16 protein-coding genes are annotated in these 18350 nt (G+C 68.3%); 11 read left to right on the top strand and 5 right to left on the bottom strand.

What is annotated here, in order from left to right:
* The first annotated feature begins 307 nt into the window (after window positions 1–307).
* From CFB50_RS04280 to CFB50_RS04290, 3 genes are all read left to right on the top strand, one after another.
* A complete protein-coding gene (locus tag CFB50_RS04280) occupies window positions 308–2143 on the top strand; it encodes a S10 family peptidase (RefSeq protein ID WP_089430682.1) in 1836 nt (611 codons plus the stop codon).
* 286 nt (window positions 2144–2429) lie between these two features.
* The gene (locus CFB50_RS04285) at window positions 2430–2987 is read left to right on the top strand and encodes a nucleotidyltransferase domain-containing protein (protein ID WP_256978730.1); all 558 of its coding nucleotides are present in this window, start codon (window positions 2430–2432) and stop codon (window positions 2985–2987) included.
* Complete coding sequence (locus CFB50_RS04290; RefSeq protein ID WP_089445037.1) at window positions 2987–3424, top strand: hypothetical protein; 438 nt, start codon at window positions 2987–2989, stop codon at window positions 3422–3424. Before CFB50_RS04285 ends, CFB50_RS04290 begins: the two co-directional genes overlap by 1 nt.
* Before the next feature lie 106 nt (window positions 3425–3530).
* Here CFB50_RS04290 and CFB50_RS04295 read toward each other — a convergent pair whose 3' ends face one another.
* From CFB50_RS04295 to CFB50_RS04315, 5 genes are all read right to left on the bottom strand, one after another.
* A complete protein-coding gene (locus CFB50_RS04295) occupies window positions 3531–4319 on the bottom strand; it encodes a sulfite exporter TauE/SafE family protein (RefSeq protein WP_069247280.1) in 789 nt (262 codons plus the stop codon).
* A 341-nt stretch (window positions 4320–4660) separates the two neighbouring features.
* On the bottom strand, window positions 4661–6100 hold the full coding sequence (locus CFB50_RS04300) for a DHA2 family efflux MFS transporter permease subunit (protein WP_089445038.1): 1440 nt from the start codon (window positions 6098–6100) through the stop codon (window positions 4661–4663).
* A 139-nt stretch (window positions 6101–6239) separates the two neighbouring features.
* The gene (locus tag CFB50_RS04305; protein ID WP_069247282.1) at window positions 6240–6971 is read right to left on the bottom strand and encodes a DsbA family oxidoreductase; all 732 of its coding nucleotides are present in this window, start codon (window positions 6969–6971) and stop codon (window positions 6240–6242) included.
* Between the two features lie 207 nt (window positions 6972–7178).
* Window positions 7179–7973, bottom strand: coding sequence for a helix-turn-helix transcriptional regulator (locus CFB50_RS04310; protein WP_069247283.1), 795 nt, complete (start codon window positions 7971–7973; stop codon window positions 7179–7181).
* The gene (locus tag CFB50_RS04315) at window positions 7970–8944 is read right to left on the bottom strand and encodes an ornithine cyclodeaminase family protein (RefSeq protein ID WP_089445039.1); all 975 of its coding nucleotides are present in this window, start codon (window positions 8942–8944) and stop codon (window positions 7970–7972) included. Before CFB50_RS04315 ends, CFB50_RS04310 begins: the two co-directional genes overlap by 4 nt.
* A gap of 379 nt (window positions 8945–9323) precedes the next feature.
* Between CFB50_RS04315 and CFB50_RS04320 the strand changes: the two genes are divergently transcribed.
* From CFB50_RS04320 to CFB50_RS04360, 8 genes are all read left to right on the top strand, one after another.
* Complete coding sequence (locus CFB50_RS04320) at window positions 9324–10103, top strand: ABC transporter substrate-binding protein (protein WP_089445040.1); 780 nt, start codon at window positions 9324–9326, stop codon at window positions 10101–10103.
* A gap of 73 nt (window positions 10104–10176) precedes the next feature.
* Window positions 10177–11421: an NAD(P)/FAD-dependent oxidoreductase gene (locus tag CFB50_RS04325; RefSeq protein ID WP_089445041.1), complete on the top strand. Its 1245-nt coding sequence runs from the start codon at window positions 10177–10179 to the stop codon at window positions 11419–11421.
* 482 nt (window positions 11422–11903) lie between these two features.
* Window positions 11904–15269, top strand: a complete 3366-nt coding sequence (locus CFB50_RS04335) for a beta strand repeat-containing protein (RefSeq protein WP_089445042.1) — start codon at window positions 11904–11906, stop codon at window positions 15267–15269.
* A 289-nt stretch (window positions 15270–15558) separates the two neighbouring features.
* Window positions 15559–15918: a COG4315 family predicted lipoprotein gene (locus CFB50_RS04340; protein WP_089445043.1), complete on the top strand. Its 360-nt coding sequence runs from the start codon at window positions 15559–15561 to the stop codon at window positions 15916–15918.
* Between the two features lie 34 nt (window positions 15919–15952).
* Window positions 15953–16468: a sigma-70 family RNA polymerase sigma factor gene (locus tag CFB50_RS04345; RefSeq protein ID WP_039361534.1), complete on the top strand. Its 516-nt coding sequence runs from the start codon at window positions 15953–15955 to the stop codon at window positions 16466–16468.
* Window positions 16465–17247 (top strand): anti-sigma factor family protein, encoded by a 783-nt coding sequence (locus CFB50_RS04350; RefSeq protein ID WP_069247290.1) that lies wholly within the window; start codon window positions 16465–16467, stop codon window positions 17245–17247. The genes CFB50_RS04345 and CFB50_RS04350 overlap by 4 nt, the downstream gene beginning before the upstream one ends.
* A 28-nt stretch (window positions 17248–17275) precedes the next feature.
* Window positions 17276–17707, top strand: a complete 432-nt coding sequence (locus CFB50_RS04355) for a quinol oxidase (protein ID WP_179254149.1) — start codon at window positions 17276–17278, stop codon at window positions 17705–17707.
* Window positions 17704–18336: a LolA family protein gene (locus CFB50_RS04360; protein WP_089445044.1), complete on the top strand. Its 633-nt coding sequence runs from the start codon at window positions 17704–17706 to the stop codon at window positions 18334–18336. Before CFB50_RS04355 ends, CFB50_RS04360 begins: the two co-directional genes overlap by 4 nt.
* Window positions 18337–18350: the final 14 nt, after the last annotated feature.

Raw genomic sequence — 18350 nt, forward strand, 5'->3', positions numbered from 1 at the left:
TTCGAAGCGAGGCGCCCTTGTTGGGGCTGGCCTGGCGGGGCATGCTTTTGCCGTCGATTTTGTGCGTCTGCAAATGTGCTGAATGAATATGTATTGCTGCGGATTATCGAATTGTCGTTCGCAATGAAATTGATTTCATTGTGCGGTCGCAAAAAATATGGGTGGGGTAAATCATGCCGGTCGGTATTCGTCGAGCCGGTAAAAAACTCGGAGTGCGTCGCATAACGAATGCATTCCCGGTGCGGAGCGCCGGCGCAAATGATCCTTTGCGACCGGCGGTATTTATCGTTCTGTTCGAGAGGCAATAATGACGACACGGAAGTCCTTGAAAGACGGTTTCGCGCTATTCGGAACGACACTGAGCGTGCCGCTCGCAGCGGCCGCGGCCGCTGCGCTGCTCGTCACGGGGTGCGGCGGCGACGACGGGTCGAGCCCGGCCGCTTCGGCCGCCGCCGCCGCCGCGACGTCGGCCGGCGCCAGCACGTCGGCCAACACCACCGCAACGGCCGCCGCGGCCGACCAGCCGTACGTCGACAACGACGTGTACGGCACCGGGCCGAACGACGCGGTCACGGATTCCACGGAAGGGGCGGCCGTCGTGCACCGTACGGTCACGATCGGCGGCAAGACGATCAAGTACACGGCCACCACGGGCCACCTGACGACGATCGATCCGGTCACGTCGGCGCCGAACGCGAAGATGTTCTACGTCGCGTACACGCAGGACAATCCGGACCCGTCGAAGCCGCGCCCGGTCACGTTCTTCTACAACGGCGGCCCCGGCTCGTCGTCGGTCTACCTGCTGCTCGGCTCGTACGGGCCGAAGCGCCTGCAGTCGTCGTTCCCGAACTTCACGCCGCCCGCGCCGTACAAGCTACTCGACAACCCGGACAGCCTGCTCGACCGTACCGACCTCGTGTTCATCAACCCGGTCGGCACCGGTTACTCGGCGGCGATCGCCCCGGCGAAGAACAAGGACTTCTGGGGCACCGACCAGGACGCCCGCTCGATCGACCGCTTCATCCAGCGCTACCTGACCAAGTATTCGCGCTGGAATTCGCCGAAGTTCCTGTACGGCGAGTCGTACGGCACCGCGCGCAGCGCGGTCGTGTCGTGGGTGCTGCATGAGGACGGCATCGACCTGAACGGGATCACGCTGCAGTCGTCGATCCTCGACTACGCGAACGCGCTGTCCGCGCCGGGCACGTTCCCGACGCTCGCGGCCGATGCGTTCTACTGGAAGAAGACGACGCTCAACCCGACGCCGACCGACCTCGACGCGTACATGGTCCAGGCCCGCAACTACGCGGACAACACGCTCGCGCCGCTCGCGCAGAAGCCGAACCCGCAGGACGGCGGCTTCGTGAACGTGCGCCTGAACCTGAACCTGCAGACCGCGCAGCAGATGGGCGCGTACATCGGCACGGATCCGACGTCGCTGATCCAGACGTTCGGCAACCCGGCCGCGCTCGGCAACGTGCCGTCGTCGAACGACAACCCGCCGTACACGTTCTTCCTGACACTCGTGCCGGGCACGCAGATCGGCCAGTACGACGGTCGCGCGAACTTCACGGGCAAGGGCATCGCGCCGTACATCCTGCCGAACTCGGGCAGCAACGATCCGTCGATCACGAACGTGGGCGGTGCGTACACGGTGCTGTGGAACAGCTACATCAACACCGACCTCAAGTACACGTCGACGTCGTCGTTCGTGGACCTGAACGACCAGGTCTTCAACAACTGGGACTTCAGCCACACCGACCCGACCGGCGCGAACAAGGGCGGCGGCAATACGCTGTACACGGCCGGCGACCTGGCGTCGACGATGAGCGTGAACCCGGACCTGAAGGTGCTGTCGGCGAACGGCTACTTCGACGCCGTCACGCCGTTCCACCAGACGGAGCTGACGCTCGCGCAGATGCCGCTCGACCCGACGCTCAAGGCGCAGAACCTGACGATCAAGAACTACCCGTCGGGCCACATGATCTACCTGAACGACGCGTCGCGGACCGCGCTGAAGGGCGATCTCGCCAACTTCTACGACGGCATCCTGGCCAACCGCACCGCGCTGCAGCGCGTGCTGAAGCTGCAGATGCGCACGCAGCAGCTCAAGCAGCAGAAGTTGCAGCAGCAGGGGCAGTAAGCGCCGCGGGCGGCTTGCGCCGCCTGACGTGAGATCGAGGCGCTGCCCGGCTACGTGCTCCAGCACGTCACGTGGCGTGTGTTGAAGGCAGTGCTGGCGTTCTCCAAGATGCCCCGTGAGTCATGGACTTCCGGGGCATCGTCTTGTTCGAGGGGCGACTCGTTGACGCCGGAAGTCTGCATAAAGGTGCCGCAGAATCCTCAAACAAGGGATGAATGGCCCTCTATTGAGGATTCACCAGAAAATCCCCATAATGAGGCCGATCATCCCTAGATCGAGGATTGTCGTGAGTCTCGCGGACTTTCTCTTCACGCCGGGCATGCAACGGGTTCTTGGTGCCACGCTGCTGCAACCCGACCGCAGTTTTACGCTGCAGGAATTGCTGCGTCTGGCAAACAGTGGGCGCGGAAGTGCGCAAAAGCAGGTGGACCGGCTGGTCGAGGTCGGCGTACTGAGGGAAGACGCCCGACGAGGTCGACAACGAAGCATCCGAGCCAATACGGAATTCGTCCTCTATCCGGAACTGGTCAGTATCGCGCGCAAGTCATTTGCCGTTGCGGAGCCGTTGACGGAAGCCTTGTTGCCCTTTGCCGCGCACATCTCCACGGCGTTCGTGTTTGGTTCAGTGGCCAAGGGTACCGACAGCGGCCGTAGTGACATCGACCTGATCGTCATCGGGAACGTCCCGCTCCTCGAGCTATCTGAAGCCTTGCACGTGGTCGAGCAAAACCTGCTGCGCCCCGTCAACTTCTCTTTGTACGAGCCCGATGAATGGGCGGCGCTGGTAGAAGCCGATCCGGTCATGGCGCAGATCGCGCAAAGCCCCACGCTGAGGATACTGTGATGTCGCGCCCGACTGAATACGAAAACCTGATCAAGGCAAAGGCCTTCGATGAGGTTGCTCCGACGCCCGGGGCAATCGCCGGCTTCCTTCGCAATGCCGCGGACTACAAGATAACTGCCGACGAGTTGGATTCCACCCGGCATCTGCAGGTATTTACCTTGGCCTACGAAGGCTATTTTCAGGTAGTCCAGGCGATCCTGGAATTCTACGAAGTGCGAACCAAAGATGCCGGCCGCAACCTCGCCATCCAGCGGGTGTCCGCCTCGTTGGGTGTGAGCCCCCAGGAATTTGCCTTCATCACGAAGGCGCACGAGCGTCGCAATGGAACGTCGTACGTTTCGCCGTTTCCGCCGGTGTCGAAGGCGGAGGCCGCCACCATGCTGAGCATCCTGACGAAATACCTGCCCGTGGCGCATACGCTGACCGGTACGCCGTAAGACTTGTCCGGACGACTGCCAAGACACGGGCGAAGGCCGGGGCGTGAGCCCGGGCGGTGTGTTTCGTCTGGGGCGAGAGAGAGTCGATGCGCGGCAGTCGCGCCGCTTACGCGAGCACGAGCCGGATGCCGACCGCGACGAGCGTCGAGGCGAGCAGGTTGCGCAGCAGCCGTTCGGGCGCGCGCGCCGACAGCAGGCTGCCGATCACGATGCCGGGCAGCGAGCCGAGCAGCAGCGACAGCAGCATTGACCAGTCGACCGAGCCGAGCAGCCAGTGGCCCATGCCCGCGACGAGCGTGAGCGGCACCGCGTGCGCGATGTCGGAGCCGACGATGCGGGTCGTCGCGAGCATCGGATACAGCAGCAGGAGCACGGTCACGCCGATCGCGCCCGCACCGACCGACGTCATCGACACGAGCACGCCGAGCACGGCGCCCGTCAGCACGGTCGACCACAGCGTGCGCGCGGGGCTCGGCGCGAGCGGGTTGCGTGCGGCGAACGCGGTGAGCTGCGGCCGGAAGATCAGCGCGAGCGACGTGAGCAGCAGCGCGATGCCGAGCACGAGCTGGATCATCCGCGCGGTGCCCGGCGTGTTCATCCCGTGCGTATGCAGCCACCACAGCGTGACGGCCGCGGCCGGGACGCTGCCCGCCGCGAGCCGGCCCGTGATGCGCCAGTCGATCGAGCCTTTCAGGCCGTGGACGAGCGTGCCGGTGGCCTTGGTCGCGGCCGCGTACAGCAGGTCGGTGCCGACCGCCGTTGCGGGGTGGACGCCGAACAGCAGCACGAGGATCGGCGTCATCAACGAACCACCGCCAACGCCCGTCAGGCCGACGAGGATGCCGACGAACAGGCCGGACAACGAGTACAGCAGATCGATATGGGGAAGCGACATCGGAAGCAGACGGTTATGCGGCGACGGTTATGCAATGTTCGGCGGCGGCGCGTGGCCGCTGCGCGCGCATCAAAGTCCGCCATTGTCGCAAATGTGGCGCGTCGATGTACGACTGCGTTAAAAATCGAAGGGGAAAGCCCGTGGGGCGGGCATCCGGCTGGAAGTAAAACGGGCGTTTGAGTGGCGTGGGGGCGTGGTGGCCGTCCTCCTCGCGGCTGATCGGCCTGAAACGTCCGGTGAAGCGAGAGCGGGTGCCAGGCCTGGCACGTATAAAAAAGGGCGCGACAGTGCGCGCCCTGGTTCGATGGCGGCGGTGGACACCACCAGCCACCAGCCACCGGTCAGTGCATCGCGGGGCCGACGCCTTCGACCGCACCCTGCTGCCGGATGCGCAGCGCGAGGCCGATCAGCGCGGCGACGGCGGCGAATGCCGCGCCGAACGCGAAGGCCGCATGGTAGCCGCCGTTCAGCGCGTCGAGCGGCGCGGCATTCGCTGCCGCGAGCGCGTCGGCGCGGGCAGCCGCGAGGCTCGCGAGCACGGCGAGGCCGAGCGCGCCGCCCATCATGAACGCGGTGTTGACGATCCCCGACGCGAGCCCGGAATCGGCCGGATCGACGTCGCTCATCGCGGCGAGCAGCACCGGATTGAACGCGACGCCCGCGCCGATGCCGAGCAGCGTCATGCCGGGCAGCACGTGCCAGACGAAGCCGCCGTCCACCGGCGCACGCGAGAACAGTGCGAGGCCGCAGGCCGCGATCAGCAGGCCGGCCGCGATCGGGCCGCGGATGCCGAAGCGCATCACGATCCGCGCGGACAGCCCGAGCGAGAACGCGGCCATGATCAGGTTCGCCGGCAGGAAGGCGAGACCGACCTGCAGCGGCCCGTAGCCAAGCACGCGCTGCATGTACAGCGCGGACAGGAAGAACCACGCGAACATCGCGGCCGCCCACAGCACGGCGATCACGTTCGCGAGCGAGACGTTGCGCGAGGCGAACAGCGAGAGCGGCATCAGTGGATGCGCGGCGCGCGCCTCGATCGCGATGAACAGCGCGAGCAGCGCGGCGGCCGCGCCGATCAGCGCGACGGTCTGCGTCGACAGCCAGCCGGCCTCGTTGCCGCCGACGATCCCGTAGACGGCCAGCATCAACGACGCGGTCACGGTGATCGCACCCGCGACGTCGAGCCGCGCGTTGCCAGCCGGCGCGCGCAGGCGCGGCAGCAGCGCGGCGCACATCGCATAGACCGCGATGCCGATCGGCAGGTTGACGAGGAAGATCCAGTGCCACGACAGCGAGCTCGTCAGCAGCCCGCCGAGCAGCACGCCGATGCTGCCGCCGCCCGCGCAGACGAAGCCGTACACGCCCATCGCGCGGGCGCGTTCGCCGGGCTCGGTAAAGAGATTCATGATCAGCGACAGCGCGACGGCCGATACGACCGCGCCGCCGATTCCCTGCACCGCGCGCGCGGCGATCAGCATCGCCTGCGATTGCGCGAGGCCGCACGCGAGCGATGCGAGCGTGAAGACGACGAGGCCCGCGAGGAACATGCGCCGCTGGCCGTACAGGTCGCCGAGCCGCCCGCCGAGCAGCAGGCAGCCGCCGAACGTCAGCAGGTACGCGTTGACGACCCACACGAGGGCCGTCTCGGTGAAATGGAGGTCGGTGCTGATCGACGGCAGGGCAACGTTCACGATCGTGCTGTCGAGCACGATCATCAGCACGCCGAGGCAGAGAACGATCAGCGCGTACCAGCGCTTCTCGCCGTGAATCCCGTGGGTCATGGGCTTGCCGCCTTCTGATCGTTATTTGAACGGCTGCATTGTAGACCCCCTCGGCGCGGGCTTCCTGCCGGTTTGTGGCAGCAGCGATGCGTAGTCGCGCGTCCGGGCGGGACGCGCGTGACGATGGACGCGACGGGCGTTACGAGCGCGCCGGCAGTTCGCAGCCGTCGGGGCCGCACGCGGCTGCGTCGCCGCCATCGAGTTCGACGATGCCGTCGCGCCATGCCTGGTCGAGCGCCTGCGCGAACGCGTCGGCCGGTTGCGCGCCCGATACCGCGTAACGGCCGCCGAACACGAACAACGGCACGCCACGGCCGCCGATCTGCGCGGCGCGGGCGGCATCGGCGTCGACTTCGGCGTGGTACTGGTCGCTGCGCAGCACGGCTTCGACGGCCGAGCGCTCGAGCCCCGCTTCGACCGCGAATTCGGTCAGCTCGGCGTGATCGAACAGCGAGCCGTGCTCGCAGAAATACGCGCGGTACAGCCGCTCGGTCAGCACGTGTGCGCGGCCCGTCGCTTCCGCGAGCTTCACGAGCCGGTGGCCGTCGAGCGTATCGCCGACGAGCGTGCCGGGCAGGTCGTAGCGCAGCCCGACGCTCGCGGCCGCATCGGTCACCTGGCGCAGCATCTGGTCGACCTGCGCGGGCGACATCCGGTACTTGCCGGCGAGCATCGCCTCGACCGGCTCGACGGGCTGGCCGGGCATCAGCCGGTACGCACGCAGCGCGACGTCGACGCGGTCGGCGTGCGCGAACGCGGCGAGCGCCTCGTCGAAGCGGCGCTTGCCGATCCAGCACCACGGGCAGATCAGGTCGGACCAGATTTCGACGGTCAGGGTCGGGCGGGCAGTCGGGGCGGGAGCGGTCGTCATGGGCGGTTCCGGGCAGCAAAAAAAGTGTAACCGGGACTATATCATTTTGTTCTTCGACGCTTCGTGTTGGCCGGGCGGCCATGCGGTCATATGAAACGGGCGCCCGGCGTATCACGAAGCATAGACACGGAAGCGGCGTCCCGATAGCGAATGCCGATGCCCGGCCGTCGCCGTGTGCTGCGGCGAACCGGCCCGAAAGGGGAGCGCTTACGCGTCGCCCTGCGTTTCCTTCAGGTGCTTGAGGTGCTTGTAGACCGTCGCGCGGCCCATCCCGAGCACGTTCGCGACGTAGTTCGCCGCGCTCTTGCCGCGGAACGCGCCCTCCGCGTAAAGCGCTTCGACGAGCTCGCGCCGGTGCTCGCGCGTGAGCCCGTTCAGCCCGACCTGCCGCTCGCGCAGCCAGCCGTGCAGGAACGTGTTGATGCGCTCCTGCCAGTCGTCGCGGAACAGCTCGTCCGGCTGCGCGACGACGCCCGCGCCCTTGATGAACAGGTCGAGCGTCGCGCGCACCTCGTCGAACACCGCGATGTTGAAGTTGATGCACATCATCCCGGCCGGGCGGCCTTCGTCGTCGAACAGCACGTTGCTGACGCAGCGCATTCGCCGGCCGTCCCAGTTCAGCTTCTCGTACGGGCCGATCACGCGCTCGCGTGCGGAATGATCGATTTCCTCGAGCGCGGAATCGTCGCCGACCTCGCGCTTCGACAGGTTGTTCGCGAGATACAGCACGGTCTGGTCGTGCAGGTCGTGGATCACGACTTCCGCGTACGGGAAGAACAGCGCGGCGATGCCGTCGGCGATCGGCGCATAGCGGGTGAGCAGCAGGTCTTTGACGGGGGATTTCTTCTTGCGCATCGGGTTCGCCATCTCGGGTGGGCGGGGGCCGGGCAGCGCATCGGGCCGGCGTGCCGGCGCACCGTTGGCCGGCATGCCCGTGCGCCCGCGCGCGGCCGCCGCGGCGGTTGCGCCATTGTATCGGCCCCGCGCGCGCGTGCCGCTCATGCGCGCGTCAGGTGCGTGTACAGCGCGTGCGCGATCGCGATGTCCTCGAGGCCGAGGCCGATCGAGCGGAAGAACGCGTGACGGGCATACGACGGTGCCGGGCAGGTGCCGGCGACGAGCACGGGCAGGTCGCCGGCGATCCGCGCGGCGTCCCAGCCGTGCTCGGCCGCCGCGATCTGCATTTCGCCGGCACTCGCGGGCGTCGTGTGCCGGTAGTCGCAGTACACGTCCATGTCGGGCAGCCAGGCAGGCGGGATCTCGTGCGCGCGTGCGACGTTCGTGCTGATCGACGTGACGAGCGCGGGGCGCGTGAGCATCCCGTCGCCGAGCACGGGTGTGCCCGACGACGTGCACAGCATCACGACGTCCGCGTCGCGCACGCACGCTTCGACGCTCGCCGCGGCGCGCGCACGCGGATCGAGCTGCGCGAGCGCCGCCTGCTGCGCCGCGTCGCCGGCGAGCGAGGGCGAGTACACGCGAATCGTCTCCCAGTCGCGCAAGCCTGCCGTGTGCCGCAGGTGCGCGAGGCCGACCGCGCCCGCGCCGACGATCGCGAGATGGCGCGCGTCGCGCGGCGCGAGGCAGTCGACCGCGAGCGCGGTCGTGCCGGCCGTGCGCTCGACGGTGAGCCGCCCCGCGTCGCACCACATCAGCGGCTGGCCCGTGCGCATCGACATCAGCGCGGTCCACGCGGTGACGATTGGTCTCCCGTCGGGCTTGCCGCCCGTCACGACATACGGCGACAGCTTCGCGCCGAACACCTGCGCGTCGGCGAGCGCGCCGAGATATGTGATGAAGTCGCCGGCCTGGTCGGGAAACAGCGTGAGCGTCTGCGGCGGCTGCACCGCGCGCGCCGCGGCGAGCGACGCGAACATGCGGCGCAGCGTGCCGAGCACGTCGAGCGACGGCAGGGCCGCGCGCACCGCGGCTTCGTCGACGGTCAGCGGCAGGGTCGGGGCGGTTTGCGTCATGGGGACATCTCCGGTCGGGGCCGGACAGGACAGTCTCGATCGACGGTGTCCGGCAATGTTCGTGATGGACGAAAAGTCTAATATAGACAAACAAAATCGGGAGAATTTTTCTTTTCGAGACTTAGTGTCGTCGCTTGGTTCGAAAAAAACGCCAGTAAATCAAAGGCATTTCTGATGGGTGGCGATCTTTTGATGTCGCGTATCGGGGCACGATTCTCGTATCCCCTATAGTCTATAGTAGACTTTAAGTCTATATTTCGTGTGCAGGACACGATGCGCCGCCGTGTGGCGGCCGCCTGCTTCGAATGCCGATCGGGCGTCCGGCCGGCACCGTCGTGCACCGATCTTCATCGCCTCAATCCAGAACGGAAGGACCGTCATGAACTGGAAGCTCTCCCTTTGCGCCGCCGCGGCGCTTGCCTGCGCGGCCGTCACGGCCCATGCGGAACAGACCATGTTGCGCTTCGGGATCGAAGCCGCCTATCCGCCGTTCGAGAGCAAGACGCCGGCCGGCCAGCTGCAGGGCTTCGACGTCGACATCGGCAACGCGGTGTGCGCGAAGCTGAACATGAAATGCGTGTGGGTCGAGAATGCGTTCGACGGACTGATCCCTGCGCTGCAGGCGCGCAAGTTCGACGCGATCAACTCGGCGATGAACATCACGTCGAAGCGCCGGCAGAGCATCGATTTCACGCCGGCGATCTACGTGGTGCCGATCGTGATGATCGCGAAGCACGGCTCGCCGCTGCGGCCCGACGTCGCGAGCCTGTGCGGCAAGCACGTCGGCGTGCTGCAGGGCTCGTCGCAGGAGGACTTCCTGAAGGCGCACTGGGCCAACGCGGGCGTGGCCGTCGTGTCGTACCAGGATCAGGACCAGATCTATGCCGACCTCGTCGCGGGGCGCCTCGACGCGGCCGTGCAGGAAGCACAGACCGCGCAGGACGGTTTCCTCGACAAGCCGGCCGGCCGCGACTACCAGATCGTCGGCGAGCCGCTGAAGGATCCGGCGACGCTCGGTGAAGGCACGGGCTTCGGGATGCGCAAGAACGACAAGGCGCTGCAGGCGAAGATCGTCGGTGCGCTCGACGCGCTGAAGAAGGACGGCACGCTCAGCGCGCTGTCGCAGAAGTACTTCAAGCGCGACATCGTCTCGAAGTAATCGTAATGACCGCCGTGCGCCGGCCGCCGCGCCGGCGCGTGTCGCATCGAATCTCGACGCAGTACGGGGAACCATGGATTTCGACGTCATCGTTCTGGGGGCCGGCATCGTCGGCGTGTCGTCGGCGCTGCATCTGCAGGATCGCGGGTTGCGCGTCGCGCTCGTCGACCGGCGCGCGCCCGGCGAGGAAACGAGCCACGGCAATGCGGGGCTGATCGAGCGCTCGTCGGTCGTGCCGTACGCGTTTCCGCGCCGGCTCGGCACGCTGCTGCGCTATGCGCGCAACCGCTCGGTCGATCTCTACTGGGACTACCGCGCGCTGCCCGCGTATGCGGGCTGGCTCGCGCGCTTCTGGCGCGAATCGTCGCCGCAGCGGCTGGCGGCCGCCGCGCGCGACCTGTTGCCGCTCGTCGCGGCGAGCGTGGTCGAGCACGACGCGCTGCTCGCGCGCACCGATGCGCAGCCGCTCGTGCACGACGGCGGGTGGATCGAGGCGTTCCGTTCGCCCGCGCTGTTCGATGCGGAAACGCGCGCGCAGCAGCGCGTGGCCGACGCGCACGGGCTGCGGATGACCGTGCTCGACGCACGTGCGTTGCGCGCACGCGAGCCCGGTATCGGCGACGCGTTCTGCGGCGCATTCCACTGGCAGGACCCGAAGACCGTGTCGAGCCCGGGCGGGCTGACCAAGGCCTACGCGCGGCTGTTCGAGCGCGACGGCGGTACGTTCGCGCTCGGCGATGCCCGGACGCTCGCGCAGGTGGATGGCGGCTGGCAGGTCGGTACCGAACATGGGCCGATCTCGGCGCGCTCGGCCGTGGTTGCGCTCGGGCCGTGGTCCGATCACGTCTTCGAGCCGCTCGGCTACCGGATTCCGCTGCGCGCGAAGCGCGGCTATCACATGCATTACCGGCCGACCCGCGCGCCGTTGAACGTGCCCGTGTGCGATACCGAGGCAGGTTTCGTCGTCGCGCCGATGGAAGGCGGCCGCCTGCGGCTCACGACCGGCGTCGAGATCGCGCTGCGCGGCGCACTGCCGACCGGCGTGCAGCTCGCGCGCGCCGAGCCGCTGGCGCGCGACGCGTTCGGCATCGGCGAGCGGCTCGATCCCGAACCGTGGCTCGGGATGCGGCCGTGCACGCCCGACATGCGCCCTGTGATCGGGCCCGCGCCGCGCCATCGCCACCTGTGGTTCGCGTTCGGCCATTGTCACCACGGGCTCACGCTCGGCCCCGCAAGCGGACGCCTGCTCGCCGAAATGATGACGGGCGCGCCGACCTATATCGATCCCCATCCGTACCGGCCCGCGCGCTTCGGCTGATCCGGCGGCGCGCGCTGCGTCGCGCGCGCCGGTCTTCACAATGTTTCAATCTGCTATCCGAATTATCGGAAATCACGCGATCGGAAATGATCTGCGTAATCGGCAAGAAAGATAATCGCGAAATAAAGAAAATCAGCAAATCGGCGATTTATCAATGCATTTTCATATTGCTGAAATGCGTAATGGGCAGCCGCTCGCGACGTGAGGCACACCGTCGCGGCGGGTGTTCCGGTGTTACGCGGAATGTACCGGAACACGTTACCACGGGGCGCGCAAACGTTACGTTACATCCGCGTTCCGTCGGCCTTTTTCATCAGATGATTGCGGCGCCAAGGCCGTGAATTTCGTCTGAAATCGATTAAAAAGCGTTATTGCCCGTCAATAGGCAGACGAATCAATCCTGTTTTTCGAATTGGCACACTTCGTGCAATCCGTCCCCATGCTTTATCAACGTTGTGCCAACCGAGATGGGGAAAATAAAGATGAGACACAATTTTAAATTGACGGGTGTGGCGCTGTCGGTCGCGACGGTGTTCGGGGTACTGGCTTCGGGTTCCGCGGTGGCGGGGGCCCTTGATGCGCTGCCGATTCCGCAAGTGATCGTCAACCCGCCGACGAACAGCGTGTCGGTCGGGTTGGTCGCGACGGGTACGTCGCCGTTGGGCTCGGTCACCGTGGCGGCAGGCGGGGCGGGCGCGATCCAGACGTCGCTGGGCGATCCCGGCCAGGTACTGTCGGGCGCCGTGGGGGCGGTGACGGGCGCACTCGGCGGTGGCGGCGGCACGGTACAGCCGCTCGCGCCGGTCCAGGGTGTGCTGAATCAGGTGACGGGTGCGTTGGGCGGCGGCAACCCGGCGGGTGCGTTGACCGGTGCGCTGAATACGGCGACGGGGACGCTGAGCAATGCGGTTGGCACGGTAACGGGGGCACTGGGTAATGTCGGCGGCGGGTCGAATCCGCTGGCACCGGTTCAGGGTGTCGTCAATCAGGTGACGGGTGCGGTCGGTGGCGGCAACCCGGCTGGTGCACTGACTGGCGCGATCGGCACGGTCACGGGCGCACTGGGCGGCGTCGGCGGTGGTTCGAACCCGCTGGCGCCGGTTCAAGGTGTCGTCGATCAAGTAACGGGTGCGCTCGGTGGCGGCAACCCGGCAGGCGCGTTGACCGGTGCACTTGGCACGGTGACGGGAGCACTGGGTGGCATCGGCGGTGGTTCGAACCCGCTGGCGCCGGTGCAAGGTGTCGTCAATCAAGTGACGGGGGCGCTCGGTGGCGGCAATCCGGCTGGTGCACTGACCGGCGCACTCGGCACGGTGACGGGCGCATTGGGCGGCATCGGCGGCGGCTCGAACCCGCTGGCGCCGGTTCAAGGCGTCGTCAATCAGATAACGGGCGCGCTCGGTGGCGGCAACCCGGCTGGCGCGCTGACTGGCGCCCTCGGCACGGTGACGGGCGCATTGGGCGGCATCGGTGGCGGCTCGAACCCGCTGGCGCCGGTACAAGGCGTCGTGAACCAGGTCACGGGCACGCTCGGCAACGGCAATCCGGCAGGCGCACTGACCGGCGCACTTGGCACGGTCACGGGCGCACTGGGCGGCATCGGCGGCGGCTCGAATCCGCTGGCGCCGGTACAAGGCGTCGTCAATCAGATAACGGGCGCGCTCGGTGGCGGCAACCCGGCTGGCGCGCTGACTGGCGCCCTCGGCACGGTGACGGGCGCATTGGGCGGCATCGGCGGCGGTTCGAATCCGCTGGCTCCGGTTCAAGGCGTCGTCAATCAAGTAACGGGTGCGCTCGGTGGCGGCAATCCGGCAGGCGCACTGACCGGCGCACTCGGCACGGTCACGGGCGCCCTGGGCGGCGTCGGCGGTGGCTCGAACCCGCTGGCGCCGGTTCAAGGCGTCGTCAATCAAGTGACGGGCGCGTTGGGCGGCATCGGCGGTGGTTCGAACCCGCTGGCGCCCGTTCAAGGTGTCGTCAATCAAGTGACGACGGCGCTCAATAACGGCAACCCGGCCAGTGCGTTGACGGGTGCGCTCGGCAACGTGACGGGGGCACTGGGTGCTCTGGGATCCATCGGCGGCGGCTCGAACCCGCTGGCGCCGGTTCAAGGTGTCGTCAATCAAGTGACGGGTGCGCTCGGTGGTGGCAACCCGGCTGGCGCGTTGACGGGCGCTCTCGGCACGGTCACGGGCGCACTGGGCGGCATCGGCGGCGGTTCGAATCCGCTGGCGCCGGTTCAAGGCGTCGTCAATCAAGTGACGGGTGCGCTCGGTGGTGGCAACCCGGCTGGCGCGTTGACCGGCGCTCTCGGCACGGTCACGGGCGCATTGGGCGGCATCGGCGGCGGCTCGAACCCGCTGGCGCCGGTTCAAGGCGTCGTGAACCAGGTAACGGGCACGCTCGGCAGCGGCAATCCGGCTGGTGCGCTGACCGGCGCGCTCGGCACGGTGACGGGCGCATTGGGCGGCATCGGTGGCGGCTCGAATCCGCTGGCGCCGGTACAAGGCGTCGTGAACCAGGTCACGGGCGCGCTCGGCAGCGGCAATCCGGCAGGCGCACTGACCGGCGCACTCGGCACGGTGACGGGCGCATTGGGCGGCATCGGCGGCGGCTCGAACCCGCTGGCGCCGGTTCAAGGCGTCGTGAACCAGGTAACGGGCACGCTCGGCAGCGGCAATCCGGCTGGTGCGCTGACCGGCGCGCTCGGCACGGTGACGGGCGCATTGGGCGGCATCGGCGGCGGCTCGAACCCGCTGGCGCCGATCCAGAGCGTCGTCGACCAGGTCACGGGTAAGCTCGGCAGCGGCAACCCGGCCGGCGCACTGAGCAACGCGGTCAACACGATCACGGGCACGCTCGGCAACGTCGGCGGCGCGGGAAGCCCGCTGGCTCCGGTGCAGGGCGTCGTCACGCAGCTCGCTGGCACGCTGGGCGACGCGGGAGGCCCGCTGGCGCCGGTGCAAGGCGTCGTGAACCAGGTCGTCGGCACGCTGTCCGGCGCGGGTGGCGGTAGCCCGATCACGCCGATCACGAACCTCGTCAACGGTCTGCAGAACGCGCTGCCGACGGGCGGCAACGCAGCCAGTGCGCTGACCGGCGCGCTGGGCTCGGTGACGGGCGCACTCGGCAACCTCGGCGGCTCGAACCCGCTGGCGCCGGTGCAGGGCGTCGTGAACCAGGTCGTCGGCACGCTTGGCAGCAGCAACGCGGTCGGCACGGCCACGAACGCACTGGGTAACGCGGTCGGCTCCGTCGTGGGCGCACTCGGCAACCTCGGCGGCTCGAGCCCGCTGGCGCCGGTCCAGGGCGTCGTGAACCAGGTGGTCGGCACGCTCGGCAACCTCGGCGGCTCGAACCCGCTGGCGCCGGTGCAAGGCGTCGTGAACCAGGTCGTCGGCACGCTGTCGGGCGCGGCAGGCAGCAACCCGATCGCCCCGATCACGAACCTCGTGAGCGGCCTGACGGGCGGCAGCAACCCGGCCGGCGCACTGACCGGTGCGCTCGGTTCGGTGTCGGGCGCACTCGCGAACGGTCCGGTGGCCCTCGGGCAGGCGGCCGGCGCGCTGTCGGGCGCGGCCGGTTCGACGGCAGCGGCGGGCGGCAGCCTGCTCGGCTCGGGCGCGAACGCGGCCGGCGGCACGGCGGGTGCAGTCGGCTCGCTGCTGACGACGGGCGCCAACGCCACGGCGACGGTCGTCAACGCGGTCGGTACGACGGTGGGCACGGCGCTCGGCTCCGCGCCGGGCCTGTCGGTCACGCCGCACTCGGGCAACAGCGCGCCGGGCAACCCGCTCGCGCCGGTGTCGTCGCTGCTCCAGTCGCTGACGGGCGCACTGCCGAAGTAACCGGCCGCGCACGCACGGCGGAGCCAGGATCGGCCGCCGTGCGCAACGGGCCGCACAACGCGGCATGACAGCGATGTCATGCCGCGTTGTCTTTGGTGTCCCTTTTTTATTTCGTCGGATGAATGGCCGCCGCCAACGGCGCTCGCCGGCCGGCGTGGAATAACCGGTCGCCTCCATCCGTTTACATACCGAATCCCGGCAGCGCCGGCCGGCGGGATAATGGTCGTGACGAAGCCGATCGTCCCGGCCGGTGCCGCCGTGTCGCGATACCGCGTCAAGGAGAAAGGGCATGAAACGGATACTCGTCGCCGCCGCGCTGACGGCGTCAATCGTGCAGCCCGCCGCCGCGGAACCACCGCGAGCCGGCGACGGAAAGCTGGTCGACGAAGATCACATGACGCTGTACGTGTTCGATCGCGATGCACCCGGCAAGAGCGCGTGCGACCGCGCGTGCGCGGCGAACTGGCCGCCTGCGCTTGCCGACGCGTACGACAAGGCAACCGGCGCGTTGAGTCTCGTCGCGCGTGACGACGGCAGCAAGCAATGGGCGTACCGCGGGCGCCCGCTGTATCGCTGGAAGCTCGATCACAAGCCCGGCGACGCGGGCGGCGACGGGGTCGGCGGCAAGTGGCACGTCGCGCGTCCGTGACGACGGGCGGTGGGGCGGTGCGCGAGGCATCCCGATGAGCTACGAATCGGATCTGCTGGTGTGGTTGCCGCATCTCACGCGTTATGCGCGCGCGCTGACGGGTGACCGGGCCTGGGCAGACGATCTCGTGCAGGACACGCTCGAGCGTGCGCTGAACCGGCCGCCGCGCGACGGCGGCAACCTGCGCGCATGGCTGCTGACGCTGCTGCGGCACCGCTTCATTGACCAGTTGCGCGCACGGCACGAGATCGCGGTCGACGATGCGACGGCGCCGTGGCAGACGATGGCCGCACCGGCCGGCGAAATCGGCGGGCTGGTGCTGCGCGACGTGCAGCGCGCGCTGTACCGGCTGCCGGTCGAACAGCGCGAGGTGCTGCTGCTGGTCGCGCTCGAGGAATTGAGCTATCGCGATGCCGCGGAGGTGCTCGGCGTCCCGGTGGGAACGGTGATGTCGCGGCTTGCACGGGCGCGCGGGCAGATGCGCGCGCTGTTGTCCGACGAGCCGCCGGCGCACGGCACGGCTGCATTACGGGTGATCGGGAAGACATGATGGACGATCCGCACAAGCCTTCGAACGAGCGGGACGACGATGCGTCGGCGCAACTGCTGTCCGCGTTGCTGGACGGCGAGCTGTCCGGGCATGAGCGTCGCGAGGTGCTCGAGCGCGTGCTGGCCAATCCGGAGGAAGCCGAACGATTCGCGCATTATCAGGCGCAGCGCGACGCGCTGCAGGCGCTGTTCCCGCTGCCGGCCGCCGCGTCCGCGCTGTTCGTGCAACGCCGTGCGCCGCGCCGGCGCGGGATCGCCTATGCGTTCGCGGGGCTCGCGGCCGGGCTGCTGATCGGTGTCGCGCTGCATGCGGGCTGGATGGCGTTCGGCGGTGAACCGGCGTTCGCCGCGCGCGCGGATGTCGCCTATGCGACGTACGTGGCCGACCGCGACCATCCGGTCGAGGTCGGTGCGGGCGACCCCGACCATCTCGTCGCGTGGCTGTCCGCGCGTCTCGGGCGGCCCGTGCGTGCGCCGTCGCTCGACGAATATGGTTACCAGTTGCTCGGCGGCCGGCTGCTTCCCGGCGAAGCGGGGCCGGCCGCGCAACTCATGTACCAGCGCGCGGACGGCGAGCGCGTGACGCTGTACATGACGGCCTACGACACACGGCGTCTCGCGCCGCAGGCGATGTCGGCCGGCGACCGCTACACGTATTTCTGGTCGGATCGCGGGATGGGCTACGCATTGTCCGGCCAGGGCGACGAACGGCGCCTGCGCGAACTCGCGATCGATGCGTGCGGCGAACTCGGCGGCCCGACCGACGCGTGGAAGGGGTGACGCGCGCGGCGCCGGCAGGGAGCAGGTGATGAAGACGACGATGACGAAGGGGCTCGTGCCGATGCTGGTGCTGGCGGCGCTCGCCGCGGGCGCCGCGCTTGCTCGGGCGGACGGCGACGCGCCGCTGCGCGTGCCCGTCGACGCCGACGGCGTGCAACGGGTGGCGATCGTCGGCGGCAGTTATTTCTTCCGACCGAACCACGTGATCGTGCGGGCGCACGTGCCGGTCGAGCTGACCGTGTCGGCCGAGCCCGGCGTGGTGCCGCACAGCTTTGAAATCGATGCGCCGCAAGCCGGCATCGCGGTGCGCACCGAGCTCGGCACGACGCCGAAGACGTTTCGCTTCACGCCGGCGCAGCCGGGCCGGTTCGCCTACTATTGCACGCATCGGCTGCTGTTTTTCAGGAGCCATCGCGAGCGCGGGATGGAAGGCGTGCTCGATGTCGAGGCGGCGCCGTGATCGCCGCGTTGCTGGCCGCGAGCCTGATAGGAGCGAGCATGACCGCCGATCCCGTGACCGTTGCGCAGGCGCATTTCGACCACGTCCGCTCGTACCGCGCGACGATCCGCTCGTCCGCGCGCGGCGGCGAGCACACCGAAATCCATTACGCGTACCTGAAACCGGGCTTCGTCCGGATGGATTTCGTGTCACCGCATCACGGCGCGGTGCTCGCCTACGATCCCGGCGACGGCAAGGTGCGGCTGCGTCCGTTCGGCGTGCATGCGCCGCCCGCGCTGACGCTGTCGCCGTCCAATCCGCTCGTGCGCGACCGCAGCGGCCACCGGGTCGACCGGTCGGACGTCGGCGAACTGCTGCGCAACGTCCACGCGCTGCAGGAAGGCGGCGCGACGGTGACCGAAGGCGAGGAGGCCGTCGGCGGCCGGACCGCGCTGCGCGTGTCGGTCACGGGCGCGCCCGCGCACGCGGTCGACGGTGTGCATCGCTACCGGCTGTGGCTCGATACCGAGGACGGCTTTCCGCGGAAGGTCGTCAGCTTCGCGGACGATGACGATGTGCCGCTCGAAACCGTGACGCTCGACGACATCGAGATCGACGTCGCGTTTCCCGAACGCTTCTTCGCGCCCTGAGCGGTGCGCTGACT

It is taken from the genome of Burkholderia sp. AU33423 (assembly GCF_002223135.1).
GTDB classification, from domain to species: Bacteria; Pseudomonadota; Gammaproteobacteria; order Burkholderiales; family Burkholderiaceae; genus Burkholderia; species Burkholderia lata_D.